Source organism: Streptomyces sp. NPDC088197, from assembly GCF_044741185.1.
In the GTDB taxonomy this organism is placed as follows: Bacteria; Actinomycetota; Actinomycetes; order Streptomycetales; family Streptomycetaceae; genus Actinacidiphila.
In genome coordinates this window covers 14842-27796 of record NZ_JBIUSD010000020.1, presented here as the reverse complement: position 1 = coordinate 27796, position 12955 = coordinate 14842, and the positions used below count along the sequence as shown (strand labels likewise).

Genomic DNA, 12955 nt, shown 5'->3' with positions numbered 1-12955 from the left:
GGCCTCGACGGGCTCCGTGCCGACGGGCTGGGCGCCGACGCGCCCTAGACGGAGGCGTCGGGCCGCGCGTAGGTGCGGCCCTTCCAGGCCGCGCCCCGGCCGCGGTAGTGCTCGACCGCGGAGTCGACGGTCATCAGCAGATACAGCGCCGCCGTGTACGGCAGGGTCGGCGCCAGCCACCACGGCTGACCGTAGTACCGCAGCATCGGTACGTAACTGGCCGCCATCGCCGCCCACGCCGCGAGCCCCAGCGCGCACAGCGGCCAGGCCCCGGCGATCGCGCCGCCGACCGCCGCGAGCGGCGGCACCAGATAGATCAGCGCGAGCCCGAGCACCGTGCCGAGCAACACCGCCGGATTGTGCCGGAGTTGCGCGTACGCGCTGCGCGAGACCATCCGCCACAGCTCGCCCAGGTCCGGGTAGGCCCGCACGCTGTCCACGCGTTCGGCGAGCCCGAGCCAGATCCTGCCGCCCGAACGCTTCACCGCGCGGGCGAGCGCCACGTCGTCGATCACCGACTGCCGGATGGAGTCGGGCACGCGGGCGGCGGCCACGGCCGACGCGCGGATCAGCACGCAGCCGCCCGCGGCGGCGGCCGTACGGGAGCGGGCCTTGTTGATCCAGCGGAAGGGGTAGAGCTGCGCGAAGAAGTACACGAAGGCCGGGACGATGAGCTTCTCCCAGCCCGTCTCCACGCGCAGGCGTGCCATGAGCGAGACCATGTCGAGGTCGCGGGAGACCGCGGCGGCCGTCAACTCGCGCAGACTGTCCGGCCGGTGGGCGATGTCGGCGTCCGTCAGCAGCAGGTAGTCGGGGCCGCTGCGCTCGGCGGCCAGCGTGATGCCGTGCCGGACCGCCCACAGCTTGCCCGTCCAGCCGGGCGGCGGCTCGCCGGGCGAGGAGACCGTCAGCGGCAGACCTCCGTGCCGGTCGTGCAGCGCGCGGGCCAGGTCCCCGGTGCCGTCGGTGCTGCCGTCGTCGATCAGGAAGACCTCGGCGTGGCCCGGATACTCCTGGGCCAGCAGCGACGGCAGGCTCACCCCGATCACCTCGGCCTCGTCGCGCGCGGGCACGACGATCGCGATCGACGGCCACTCGTCCAGCGCGCCCCGCCGCGGCAGCCGCACATCGGTCCGCCAGAAACCCCCCTGCCCGACCACCAGCCACACCCAGGCCAGCAACGACACCCCTGCGATCACCATCAACACCGTCACGCCCCGCAGTCTGCCGCACCCACCCCCCACCACCCGCCGCGCCCCGCCCTCCCCGAAGCCCGATCGGACCGCCTCCCTGCCCGCCGACGGCCGCCCGGCGACTGCGATACCCACCGCCTGCGGCGGCGACGGCCTCGGTCCGGGCCGCGGCCTCATCCGCCCGGGCGCGGCCCCCTGCCACCCGGCGCGCCCCTCCTCGACGCGGATCGGGCCGACCCCCCCCGACCGACGCGCGGCGGCGGCTCCGGCGGTGCGGGGATCGGCATCGGGGCGTGGGCGGGTCGGGGGTGGTGACGCGGCAGCGGGGCGGGGGGCGTCGCTAGAGTGGCGGGGTGAAGATCGCACTGGTGGACTCCGGGATCGGACTGCTCGCGGCGGCGGCGGCCGTACGGCGGCTGCGGGTGGACGCGGATCTGGTGCTGTCGTCCGACCCCGAGGGAATGCCGTGGGGTCCGCGCGGCGCGGAGGACGTGACCGGGCGGGCGCTGGAGTGCGCGCGGGCCGCGGTCGCGCACCGGCCCGACGCGCTGATCGTCGCCTGCAACACCGCGACCGTGCACGCGCTGCCCGCGCTGCGGGCCGCCTTCGAACCGGCGGTGCCGGTCGTCGGCACCGTGCCCGCGATCAAGCCCGCGGCGGCGGCCGGCGGCTCCCTCGCCATCTGGGCGACGCCCGCGACGACGGGCAGCGCGTACCAGCGCGGACTGATCGCGGAATTCGGCAACGGCGCGCACATCACCGAGGTGCCCTGCCCCGGTCTCGCGGACGCCGTGCAGCACGGCGACACCGCGGCCGTGGCCGCCGCGGTCGCCGCCGCCGCGGCGCTGACCCCCGCCGGAGCGCGGGCCATCGTGCTCGGCTGCACGCACTACGAACTCGTCGCCGACCGGATCGCCGCGGCCGTCCCCGGCGCCGTGCTGTACGGCTCGGCGGACGCCGTCGCCGCGCAGGCGCTGCGCCGTGCGGGGTCCGCCGCCCGGGCGACCGGCGGCGGCCGGATCGAGGTCGTCCTCAACGGCCGGTCGGCCCCCCTCCCCGCGGCGGCGCTGGCGTACGCCGAAGGCGCCTCATTGGTGACACCCGCCACCGCCTGAGTGCATAGGGCTGCCTTCTGGTGGGTATCCCAGTACCCTTCACAGCATGACGCACCCTCCTCGGCCGGAGAGCGGCGCGCCCCAGGTCTGGACGGGGCGGGCCCGTAACCGCATGCAATGGGTGCTCGCCGCCTGTGGCGCCGCCTGCATGGCGCTGGGCATCGAGCTGGCCGTGGAAGGCCCCGACGCCGCCTCGGGCCTGGCCCCGCTGGTGATGTCCGTGGTGGGCTGCGTGGCCGTCGGACTGCTGGTGCTGTTCGGCACGGTCGCCTTCACGCACGTCAGGGTCCGGGTCGACCACGACGCGGTCGACGTGCGCTGCGGCCACATCGGAGTGCCGCGCCGCCGTATCCCGCTGGAGCAGGTCAGCGGCGCCCAGCTCGCGCCCCTGGTCAGCCCGCGCAACTGGGGCGGCTGGGGTTACCGCTGGCGCCCCGAGGAGGGCACCGCGGTCGTCGTCCGCCGTGGCCAGGGCCTGGTCATCGACCTCGGCAGCGGGCGCCGCTTCACGGTCACCGTCGACGACGCGCAGGGCGCCGTGGACACCATCCGCGACCTGCTGACGCTGCGCACCGCCCGCCACACCTCCGGCGCCTGACCCGCGTCCCGCGGGCCGGAGACGCCCAGGCCCGCACACCCGTATCCGGGGCGGGCCCCGAGGCCGCACCCGTATTCGGGGCGGGCCCCGAGGCCGCGCCACCCGGTCAGCGCAGTGGACCGAATCCGTCGTCCGGCAGCAAGAGGCCGGACGCCGACCCGGCCACCGGCGGGCAGCCGTCGTCCGGCAGAGGGCGGGCCGTGGCCATGCCCGCGAGGAAACCGGCTCCCGCCGTGACCACGGCGTAGCTGAGCACGTGGTCGACGGTGGCGAGCAGGGCGAGCCCGGTGAGGGCGGCGCCCGCGGTGAGGACGACGGGGGTGGGGCGCGGCGAGCGCCACAGGGCGTACAGCAGCCAGCCGAAGGCGACGGCGAGCAGCGCCGCGCCCGGAATGCCCTGCTCGGCGGCGAGCTGGAGCGGCGCGGACGGCGGTGAGGCGGCGACGGCGGTGGTGGCGTCCGCGGGCGGACCGGCGTTCTCCTCGGTGAACCGCTCGGGCCCGACCCCGCGCAGCGGGTGCCGCTCGGCCAGGTCGATCGCCTCGTGCCACAGCTCGACCCGCGGCTGGGTGAGCTGGCCGGTCAGCGATTCGGACAGACCCGACGGCAGGGCGTCGACCGCGACGGCGTAGCTGCCGCCGACGGCGAGCGCGGCGGCCAGCGCCAGTCCGCACAGGCCGAGCAGCCGTCGCCGCATCCGGGCGGCGGCCAGCGAGTACAGGACGACGGCGATCCCCGCCGCGAAGCCCGCCGCCGAGCCCAGCGCGAGCGCGGTGACGGCGGCGCCCGCCGCCACGAGCCGCAGCCCGAGCCGCCACCCCTTGCCCCGGACCGCCCACGCGGCGCAGCAGGCGGCGCCGACCGCGAGGACCAGCAGCGCGGCGTCGGCGTTCGGATAGCCGAGCGGCGGCGCGTCGGGGTGCGCGGACAGCCGGCTCGGCGGGACGAGGACCAGGGCGAGTACCGCCACGGCCGCGACGGCGGGCGCGAGCACCGGCAGCAGCGCGCCGAGGATGCGGCCGGCCGCGTATCCGGCGCTGACCGCGAGGATGGCGAGCAGGGTGCCCTCGGGGCGGGCGGCGCGGCCCGCGGCGGCGATCAGCGTCCAGACGCCGCAGCAGACGAGGAGGGCGATGCCGACGGCGTCGGTGGTGCCGCTGTACGGACGCGGTTCGCGCCGCGGCGGGCGCGGCGCTCCGGCCGGCTTCGTACGCGTGGCGCCCGGCGTCCCGCCGGCCGTCGTGTCCATCCCCCGGTACCCCCTGCCACCCGGGCGCGACGGGGTACCGTCACACCCGCGTTCCCCGCGTGGGCGCTGTCTGTCGCCACCGTAACGGGTGACACCCCGACCTGTGGATACGTCGTACGGGAACCCGGCACCACGTGGGAAACCTGGTGCTGGTGTGGCGTTCACCGTCGTTCTCGTACGCTCTGGGCATGGCGATTCCCGAATTCATCCGAGACATCCGCGCGAAGGCGGGGGACACCCTGCTGCTCCTGCCGGGTGTGGTGACCGTCGTCTTCGACGACCGCGGCCGGATCCTGCTCAACCGCCGTACGGACACCGGAAAATGGGCGCTCATCAGTGGCATCCCCGACCCGGGCGAGCAGCCCGCCGAGGCGGCCGTCCGGGAGATCGAGGAGGAGACCGGGGTGCACGCCGTCGTCGAGAAGGTGCTGAGCGTCTTCACCAACGAGCCGGTGAGGTACGACAACGGCGACCGCGCCCAGTACATCGACATCGTGCTGCGCTGTCGGGCCGTCGGCGGCGAGGCACGGGTGAACGACGACGAATCGCTCGACGTGCGCTGGTTCGCGCTGGACGAACTGCCGCCGCTCGGCCCGATCGCCCGCGGCCGGATCGACATGGCGCTGCGCGACGACCCCACGTGGTTCGCGCCCGCCACCGCTCCGGGAGCGGCGCACACCGGATACCCGGCCCCGTAACAGCCGCACCGAGGACACCGGCCCGCGCGGGGGTACGAACGAGGCCCAGGTGCGGAGCCGCCCCGTGCCGGTTCCGAACCCGGGCCTCGCCCAGGGGAGGCACCGCGCGTGTCCCGGCCATCGGCCGCCGGGACCCGAGGCGTATGCCATCGAGCCGATCTTCACGCCACACCCCCGTTGGGTGGCGGAAGACCGCCAAGCTTGTTTGCCTTCACCGCACTGATCGACTAATCAATCGACTACATCGACTACTCAGCTGAAGGGCCTGGCTCAAGCATTGGGCACGGCGGCCTCAACTCGTCCTCAACTGGTCCTCATTGGAGCCCGCGGTCTATGATGCAGTTTCCGATCACAACGCCGGGCGAGCCCGGTAAGGGGGACGGCGTGAGGTTTCGGGTCCTCGGCGCCTTGGAGGCCTGGTCCGGTCGGACCCGAATACCCTTCGGCGGGCCCAGGGAACAGCGAGTCCTCGCGCTGCTGCTCCTCGAAGCCAACAGGACCGTATCGCTCAGCCACCTCGTCGACGCCCTCTGGGACGAGACTCCGCCCGCCACGGCCGGAAAGCAGATCCGCAACGCGGTGTCGCGACTGCGCTCGGCGCTGGTCGCCGCTCCCGGCGGGACCGGGGACATCACGGCCGTCGGAGACGCGGGATACCGGATGGCGGTGAGCGAAGGCGCGCTGGACAGTGCCGAATTCGACCGTCAGGTGGCCGCCGCGGAGTCGGCGCGCGTCGCGGGCGACCTCGCCGAGTGCGTGGAACTGCTGGGTGCGGCGCTGGAGTTGTGGCACGGACCCGCGCTCGCCGGGCTCTCGGGGCGGGTGATCGAGGCCAGGGCGGCGGCCTGGAACGAACGGCGGCTCGCGGTCCAGGAGACCTGTACCGACCACCAGTTGGCCCTCGGGCGGCATACGGAAGTGGTCCCCTCACTGTCCGCGATCGTCGCCGAGTACCCGCTGCGCGAGAAGCCGGTCAGCCAGCTCATGCTCGCACTGCACCGCGGTGGCAGACAGAGCGAGGCGCTCGCCGCCTTCCACGGGCTGCGCACCCGCCTGGCCGACGAGATGGGGCTGGACGTACCGCCCGCGCTCGACCTGCTGCACCAGCGGATTCTCGCCAATGATCCCTCGGTCGCCGCCCCCGAGAAGCCGCGCGCCACGGAGGGCGGACCGGTCGCCGCCCCGGCCCGCGTGCCCCGCCAACTCCCCGCCGCCTCACGGCACTTCACCGGCCGCCGCAGACAGCTCAAGCTGCTCGACGAACTCCTCGACCACGCCGTGCAGTTCGGCGGCACCGCCGTCATCTCGGCCATCGACGGCACCGCGGGCATCGGCAAGACGACGCTGGCCATCCACTGGGCGCAGCGCAACGCCGAGCGCTTCCCCGACGGCCAGCTCCACGTCAATCTGCGCGGATTCGCTCCCGGCTCCCGCCCGTTGGCGCCGGTCGAGGCGATCCGCGGCTTCCTCGACGCGCTCGGGGTGCCCGCCGAGAGCGTCCCCGAGGAACTGGACGCCCGTGCCGCGCTCTACCGCACCCTGCTGGCGGGCCGCCGGGTCCTGATCGTCCTGGACAACGCGCGCGACACCGACCAGGTCCGGCCGCTGCTGCCCGGCAGCACCTCCTGCGCCGTGGTGATCACCAGCCGCAATCAACTGGCCGGCCTGATCGCCGCCGAGGGCGCCACCCCCGTCACCCTCGACCTGCTCAGCGCGGTGGAGTCGCTGGACCTGCTGGCCCGCCGCCTCGGCCCCGAGCGCACCGCCGCGGAACCCGAGGCAGCCGCCGAACTGGTCGAGCTGTGCGCCCGGCTGCCGCTCGCCCTGAGCATCGCCGCCGCCCGCGCCCTCGTCTCGCCCCGGCTGTCGCTCGCCGACCTGGTCGCCGCGCTGCGCGACGTACGCCACCGGCTCGACACCCTCGACATCGGCGACGCCTCCACCGACCTGCGTGCGGTCTTCTCCTGGTCGTACGGGCACCTGTCGGAGTCCGCCCGGCGGATGTTCCGGCTGCTGTCGGTCCACCCGGGGCCCGACATCACCGTCCCGGCCGCGGCGAGCCTGACCGGGGTGACCGTCGCCGAGGCGCGCCGCGCGCTGTACGACCTGACCCGCGCCCACCTGGTGATGGAGCATGTGCCGGGCCGCTTCACCTTCCACGACCTGCTCCGCGCGTACGCCGGTGAGCTGACCGCCACGCACGACAGCGAGGCGGAGCGCCGTACGGTCCTGCTGCGGGTGCTCGACCACTACCTGCACACCGCCCACGCGGCGGCCAGGTTGCTGAGCCCGGTGCCGATCCCGCTGACGCTGGGGGACCCGGAGCCGGGCGCGGTGCCCGAGACGCTCGCCGACGCGCGGCGGGCTGCGGAGTGGATGGAGGCCGAGGAGCAGGTCCTGATGGCCACCGTCACGCAGGCCGATGTCAACGGCTTCGACGTGCACTCCGACCGGCTCGGCTGGATTCTGATGGGCGTCTCCGACCGGCGCGGCCCCAACCCGGCCTCGCCGCCCGACCCCTGGGGCCCCCGGCGCTCCGGCGTGCACCGGGGTCTCGGCACCAGCTACTCGTGGCTGGTCGCCTACCCGGCCGCCCTCACCCACCTCGAACACTGCGCCGGGGTCTACCGCGACCTCGACGACAGCACCGGTCTCGCGCACACCTACTTCGGCCTCAGCTCGGTGCTCGAACACCGGGGCCGCTACCAGGAAGCGCTCGAATACGCCCAGCAGGCAGCGGAGTTGTTCAACGTCGTCGCGCACCAGCACGGCGAGGCGCGGGCCCGGAACGCGGCGGGCTGGCTGCTGGGCAGGCTCGGCGACTTCGCCGCCTCCCTGACGCAGTGTCAGCAGGGGCTGGCGCTCTACAGCGTGCTCGGCGACCGGCCGATGCAGGCGGTCGCCTGGGACAATCTGGGCTACGCGCACCACGGGCTCGGGCAGTACGCGGAGGCCGTCGATGCCTTCGAACGGTCGCTGGAGATCACCCGGGCGTTGGGCGACCTCGCCGAGGAGGTCGTGACGCTCAGTTATCTGGGTGACACCCATCACGCCGCCGGTGACACGGCCGCCGCGACCGAGGTCCGCCGCACCGCCCTGACCATTCTCGAAGGGCTCGAACCGCGCGAGGTCGCCGTGCTGCGCGAGGTGACCCACCTGTAGTCGCCGGTTGACGGACCAGAAGGCGTCTGTCACGGTTTTCCCAGGGGCTTGTCCTGCCCCACAACAGCCTCCGTGGGGGAACTCCCCATCACACGGGGGCTTTTCGCCGCCCTGACCGCGCCGCGGGCGCCGGGCGAGCACACCCCCGCACCCGCGCGTTCACCTCGGCCATTCCCGCCGGTGGCCGCGCCGGTGTCACGCCTGTGATCCCTGCCTCACCGCCCGACGGCGATGTCACATCCGCTCGGGGAGGGCTCCTCTTGGGGCCGTAGAGCTGATCGTCGCCGCCTCGAACGACACACGCGACCGTGAGCGCCTGCCACGCCCACGGCAAGGAGGAATTGTGAACAAGTTGCGGGGCAACCCGTGGGCGATCCTGACGGTGCTGTCCATCGGGTTCTTCATGACACTGCTCGACCTGACGATCGTCAACATCGCCATTCCGGACATGGTGGAGCACCTGAACGCGTCACTCGACCAGATCCTGTGGATCACCAACGCGTACACCCTGGCGCTCGCCGTACTCCTGATCACCGCGGGCCGGATGGGCGATCTGACCGGCAAGAAGAACCTCTTCGTCTACGGCGTCGCGCTGTTCACCCTGGCGAGCCTGGCCTGCGGTCTGTCGCAGAACCCGTCGCAGCTCATCACCTTCCGCGCGATCCAGGGCATCGGCGCCGCGATGCTGCTGCCGCAGACCCTCTCCCTGATCATCGACGTCTTCCCGCACGAGAAGCGCGGTGTCGCGCTCGGCATCTGGGGCATCGTGGCCGGTGTGTCCGGCGCCGCGGGCCCGGCCGTCGGCGGTGTGCTCGTCACCAAGATCGACTGGCGCTGGATCTTCTTCGTCAACATCCCGCTCGGCGTCCTGGCGGTGGCCGGCGCCCTGCTGTTCATCCCCAACGCGGAACGAACGGTCAAGCACCGCTTCGACGTTCCAGGCGTCGTCCTGCTGTCGCTGACCCTCTTCCTGCTCTCCTTCGCGCTGATCGAGGGACAGAAGTACAACTGGAACGGCTGGATCTGGACGTCGATCGCCGCCTCCGCCGTGGTCTTCGCGGTCTTCCTGGTCTACCAGCGCGGCCAGCAGGACAACGAACCCCTCGTGCCGTTCTCGTTGTTCAAGGACCGCAACTTCACGATCATGAACTTCGTCGGCATCGCGATCTCGTTCGGCATCGTGGGCCTCTTCCTCCCGATCACCGTCTACCTCCAGTCCATCCTCGGCTACAGCGCCATGAAGTCCGGCATCGTGCTGCTGCCCCTGTCCGTCGGCACCTTCGTGATGGCCGGCCCCGCGGGTGTGCTCTCCGAGAAGCTGGGCGGCAAGTACATCCTGATGACCGGCCTCGTGCTGTACGGCGGCGGCCTGCTGTGGGTGATGTCCGTGGCCGACGTCGGCCAGAGCTGGACCGGCATCGTGGCACCGCTGTTCATCATGGGCATGGGCGCGGGCTGCACCTTCACCCCGATGGCCACCGAGGTCATGCGCAATGTGCCGCCCAAGCTCACCGGCGCCGCGTCCGGCGTCAACAACGCGCTGCGGCAGGTCGGTTCCGTGCTCGCGGGCGCCGTGGTCGGCGCGGTGCTCCAGGGCCAGCTCGCCTCCTCCCTCAAGGACCAGGCGGCGCAGCGGGCCGGGAGCGTACCCGCGGACTACCGCGAGGGGTTCGTGAAGAGCTTCGACAACGCGGGCAAGCACCTCGAAGTGGCGGGCAACACCTCGGGATTGAAGCTCCCCTCGGACGTCCCCGCCGACGCGGCGCACCGCATCCAGGACGCGGGCACCGCGGTCTTCGGGCACGGCTTCATCGACGCCATGCACCCGACGCTGCTGGTGTCCGTCGTGGTGATGGCGCTGGGCGCGCTGTCCTGCCTGCTCGTCAAGAAGATCGACGGCGCCTCGGCCAACCCGCACGGGCTGCCGCTCAGCGCGGACGAGATCGCCGCCGCGGAGGCCGCCGCCTCGCCCGCCGACCCGGCACCCGCCAGGGGCTGAACCGGTACAGGGCGACAGCGGTGCGCGGGCTCCGTTCCCCGGTTCGAGGGGGAGCGGGGCCCGTTTCCCGCACCGCGCCGCCCCGCCCCGCACCGCGCCGCCCGCGACTCGCCGCACCGTACTGCGACTCACCGCACCGCACCGCCCGCGCCCGACCCGCCGCTTCCGCGCAACCCCGAGGGGACCGTGCCCGCCATGCCCGACGCCACCCCCAGCCATGACGACGCGTACGACAGCACGCACGACGACACGTACGACACCGCCGTCAACGAGGCCCTGGAACGGCTCGGTCACGCCGGGTTCTTCCTCGGGTCCGGCAATCAGCTGCGCGGATTCGCGCTCCACGCCCCGATGGGAGCCGAGGCGCTGGCCGCCCTCGGCCACGGCGACCAGGTGCCGGACTGGGTCGAGTGGTACGCGGGCCACCGCGGCCTCGGCGCGCCGCCCGACCTCTTCGCCCCCATCGACGCGGCGGACCCCGACTCCTGGCGCGCCGCGCTCGGCGAGGCCCGGCGGCTCGCCGACTGGGCGACGCTGTTCCGGCGCGAGATCGACGGCGCGGGCTGGCGGGAGACCTTGGTCAAGTGGTGGCCCCGGCTGACTCCCGGCATGTTCGCCGGTCTGACCCACGGCGTGATCCGTACCGCGCACGCCGTACGCGGCATCACCGCCGTCGGCGCGCCCAGCACCGTACAACTCCATGAACTGGCCAACGGCCTCGCCTTCTGGGCCGCGCTCTACCAGCCGCCGGACGGCGCCCTCGCGCGCGGCGCGAAGGCCGTGGGCGCGGTCAGGACACTCGGCCGTCGACCGAAGTCCAAGCTGTTCGCCGCCGCCGACGCGCGGCTCGAACAGTCGGTGGACGCCGCGCTCGCCGAGCTGACCGCGATCGGCGCCGGGCGCTACACCCTGATGCGGCCGGGCGGCAATCCGGTGCCCGCCATCCACGCCGTCACCGCGCCCGCCGCGGTCCGGATGACGCTGCCGCACCTGCCGCCGCAACTCGCGCTGCCCTCCTACGAAGCGGTCCGCGACGTGTCGGGAACGCTGCTCAACATCTTCACCGGACGCGGCGAACCCGACCCCGCCGCACCGGCCGTGGACGCCCACGACCCCGCGGAGCGCCGCCGGATCGTCGAGGCCGCGGTCGAACTGCGCGACGAACACGCCATCAAGATCGCCGAGGTGGCGCGGCGCGAGTACGCGACCTACGAGGACCCGCGCTGCTTCGCCGCCGCCCACCACGCCGTACGGCTGCTCGGCGGCTAGGGCCTGTCCGGCGGATCACGAAGGCGCTCGGTGAAATGTCCTGCGAAGTGCCGCGAAGTGCCCCGCGAAGCGCCGTGTGGAGGGCCCTCGCGCGGGTCGGAAGAACCTCCCCCAACCCCCGTCTGAGCAGCGGCCTTTGTCAGTGCTTGGCGGTAAAATCGACAGTGTTCGAGAGGGTTGGCCGACGCCTCAGGAGGATGCCGATGGCCGTTGCCGCACTGCCCCTACTGTCCTTGCCGAAGAAGCCGCTTCCCGCCGGACGGCCGCGTGAGTGGTACATCGCGCACAACCGCCGGCTCAAGACGATGCGCCTGGTCATCGCCCTGCTCGACTCGGGCGTCTACGACCCGGCGCAGGCGAGCAACCGCCGGATCCACGACACCGCCGAGCGCATCGGCGTCCACCCGCCGTCCGACATCACCTGCCGCATGGTCCGCGCCCTGATCAGCTACGGACGCTGACCCGCAGCAGCCCGCGGGCCCCCGCCGTCACCCTTGTGGGACGGCGGGGGCCCGCGGTCTTCTCCGGCGCCTCAGCTCACAACTTGCGGTAGGTGTACGCGTCTTCGGCCGCCGCGGCCACCGCGTCCAGGTCCGCGCCGGTCGAGGCCGTGACGACCGCGGCGACCGCGCCTTCGAGGAAGGGGGCGTTCAACAACCGGCTGCCGGAGGGCAGTTCGTCGTCCGCGAGTAGCGCCTTGACGGTGAGTACGGCGCTGCCCAGGTCCGCGATGACGGCCACCCCCGCGCCCTGGTCGACCGTACGGGCGGCCGAGACGATCAGATCGGAGCTGGTGCCGAGCCCGCCGTCCGGGCCGCCGCCGGCCGCGACGACCGGCACATCGGCCGCGCCGCCGGTCAGTCCGGTGGCGAGCGCGACGACGGAGGCCGCGACGGAGGCGCTGTGCGACACGAGCACTATGCCGACTATCGGGGTGGTCACGCGGCACCGTCCCGCGCCGTGGCGGCCAGCGCGTCGACCAGGAGGGCCGCCGAGGTCGCGCCCGGGTCCTGGTGGCCGACGCTGCGCTCGCCGAGGTAGCTGGCCCGGCCCTTGCGGGCGCGCAGCGGCGTGGTGGCCTTCGCGCCCTCGTCGGCCGCGGAGGCCGCGGCGGCCAGGCCCTCGGCCAGCGAGCCGCCCGCGTCGAGCGCGCCGGTCAGCGCGTCCACCGCCGGGAGCAGCGCGTCCAGCATCGTCTTGTCACCGGCCGACGCGCCGCCCAGCTGGGCGACCCCGTCCACCCCCGCGCGCAGCGCGTCCCGCAGCCGGTCCGCGCCGACGGCCTCCTCGTCGCCCAGCTCCTTGCCCGCCTTGCGCAGCAGCGTGCCGTACAGCGGCCCCGACGCCCCGCCGACCGTGCTGATCAGCGTCCGGCCCACCAGCACCAGCACGCCGCCGGGCGTGCCGGGCGGTTCCTGCTCGACGGCGTCGCGCGCCGCGATGAAACCGCGCCGCATGTTGCTGCCGTGGTCGGCGTCGCCGATGGGCGAGTCGAGTTCGGTCAGCCGCTCGGACTCGCGGTCGACGGAGGCGGTGGCCGTGTCCAGCCAGCGCCGCACGAAGTCCGCGTCGACGGTGGAGCCGGCGGATCCGGGGGAGGGGAGGGCATTCATACGGTTGTACGGTCCTTTCGGCGGTGGCGGCCGGTGGCCGGGAGCGGTCGGTACGGCGC

Annotated in this window: 11 protein-coding genes; 7 read left to right on the top strand and 4 right to left on the bottom strand. The window is 73.6% G+C overall.

Going from position 1 to position 12955, the window contains the following annotated elements:
- Positions 1-44 precede the first annotated feature (44 nt).
- Complete coding sequence (locus ACIOC1_RS31865) at positions 45-1202, bottom strand: glycosyltransferase (RefSeq protein ID WP_401857669.1); 1158 nt, start codon at positions 1200-1202, stop codon at positions 45-47.
- 344 nt (positions 1203-1546) lie between these two features.
- Here ACIOC1_RS31865 and ACIOC1_RS31860 point away from each other — a divergent pair, with 344 nt between their 5' ends.
- Positions 1547-2308 carry an aspartate/glutamate racemase family protein gene (locus tag ACIOC1_RS31860; RefSeq protein WP_391050165.1) on the top strand — a complete coding sequence of 254 codons (762 nt, stop codon included), beginning with the start codon at positions 1547-1549 and terminating at the stop codon, positions 2306-2308.
- A 46-nt stretch (positions 2309-2354) separates the two neighbouring features.
- Positions 2355-2906: a hypothetical protein gene (locus tag ACIOC1_RS31855; RefSeq protein ID WP_355343913.1), complete on the top strand. Its 552-nt coding sequence runs from the start codon at positions 2355-2357 to the stop codon at positions 2904-2906.
- 106 nt (positions 2907-3012) lie between these two features.
- On the opposite strand, the gene ACIOC1_RS31850 is transcribed toward ACIOC1_RS31855, so the two are convergent.
- A complete protein-coding gene (locus ACIOC1_RS31850) occupies positions 3013-4155 on the bottom strand; it encodes an O-antigen ligase family protein (RefSeq protein WP_401857553.1) in 1143 nt (380 codons plus the stop codon).
- A 188-nt stretch (positions 4156-4343) separates the two neighbouring features.
- Here ACIOC1_RS31850 and ACIOC1_RS31845 point away from each other — a divergent pair, with 188 nt between their 5' ends.
- The 5 genes from ACIOC1_RS31845 (at position 4344) to ACIOC1_RS31825 (ending at position 11744) form a co-directional block, all read left to right on the top strand.
- Complete coding sequence (locus ACIOC1_RS31845; protein ID WP_401857550.1) at positions 4344-4853, top strand: NUDIX hydrolase; 510 nt, start codon at positions 4344-4346, stop codon at positions 4851-4853.
- A 384-nt stretch (positions 4854-5237) separates the two neighbouring features.
- Positions 5238-8015, top strand: a complete 2778-nt coding sequence (locus ACIOC1_RS31840) for an AfsR/SARP family transcriptional regulator (protein ID WP_401857547.1) — start codon at positions 5238-5240, stop codon at positions 8013-8015.
- A 343-nt stretch (positions 8016-8358) separates the two neighbouring features.
- Complete coding sequence (locus tag ACIOC1_RS31835; RefSeq protein WP_355343925.1) at positions 8359-10014, top strand: MFS transporter; 1656 nt, start codon at positions 8359-8361, stop codon at positions 10012-10014.
- 195 nt (positions 10015-10209) lie between these two features.
- Positions 10210-11283, top strand: coding sequence for a hypothetical protein (locus ACIOC1_RS31830; protein WP_401313963.1), 1074 nt, complete (start codon positions 10210-10212; stop codon positions 11281-11283).
- A 203-nt stretch (positions 11284-11486) separates the two neighbouring features.
- Positions 11487-11744, top strand: a complete 258-nt coding sequence (locus tag ACIOC1_RS31825) for a hypothetical protein (protein WP_355343930.1) — start codon at positions 11487-11489, stop codon at positions 11742-11744.
- Between the two features lie 76 nt (positions 11745-11820).
- Here the strand turns inward: ACIOC1_RS31825 and ACIOC1_RS31820 are convergent, their stop codons facing one another.
- On the bottom strand, positions 11821-12225 hold the full coding sequence (locus ACIOC1_RS31820) for a PTS-dependent dihydroxyacetone kinase phosphotransferase subunit DhaM (RefSeq protein ID WP_391050151.1): 405 nt from the start codon (positions 12223-12225) through the stop codon (positions 11821-11823).
- Entirely contained in the window at positions 12222-12896 is a 675-nt protein-coding gene (gene dhaL / locus ACIOC1_RS31815) for a dihydroxyacetone kinase subunit DhaL (protein WP_355343936.1), read from the bottom strand. Before dhaL ends, ACIOC1_RS31820 begins: the two co-directional genes overlap by 4 nt.
- Between the last annotated feature and the right edge of the window lie 59 nt (positions 12897-12955).

What these genes read in the sequence shown, in the direction of transcription:
- ACIOC1_RS31865 (WP_401857669.1), bottom strand. Translation starts at nt 1,202, where the DNA reads ATGGTGATCGCAGGGGTGTCGTTGCTGGCCTGGGTGTGGCTGGTGGTC.
- ACIOC1_RS31855 (WP_355343913.1), top strand. Translation starts at nt 2,355, where the DNA reads ATGACGCACCCTCCTCGGCCGGAGAGCGGCGCGCCCCAGGTCTGGACG.
- ACIOC1_RS31850 (WP_401857553.1), bottom strand. Translation starts at nt 4,155, where the DNA reads ATGGACACGACGGCCGGCGGGACGCCGGGCGCCACGCGTACGAAGCCG.
- ACIOC1_RS31845 (WP_401857550.1), top strand. Translation starts at nt 4,344, where the DNA reads ATGGCGATTCCCGAATTCATCCGAGACATCCGCGCGAAGGCGGGGGAC.
- ACIOC1_RS31830 (WP_401313963.1), top strand. Translation starts at nt 10,210, where the DNA reads ATGCCCGACGCCACCCCCAGCCATGACGACGCGTACGACAGCACGCAC.
- ACIOC1_RS31825 (WP_355343930.1), top strand. Translation starts at nt 11,487, where the DNA reads ATGGCCGTTGCCGCACTGCCCCTACTGTCCTTGCCGAAGAAGCCGCTT.
- dhaL (WP_355343936.1), bottom strand. Translation starts at nt 12,896, where the DNA reads ATGAATGCCCTCCCCTCCCCCGGATCCGCCGGCTCCACCGTCGACGCG.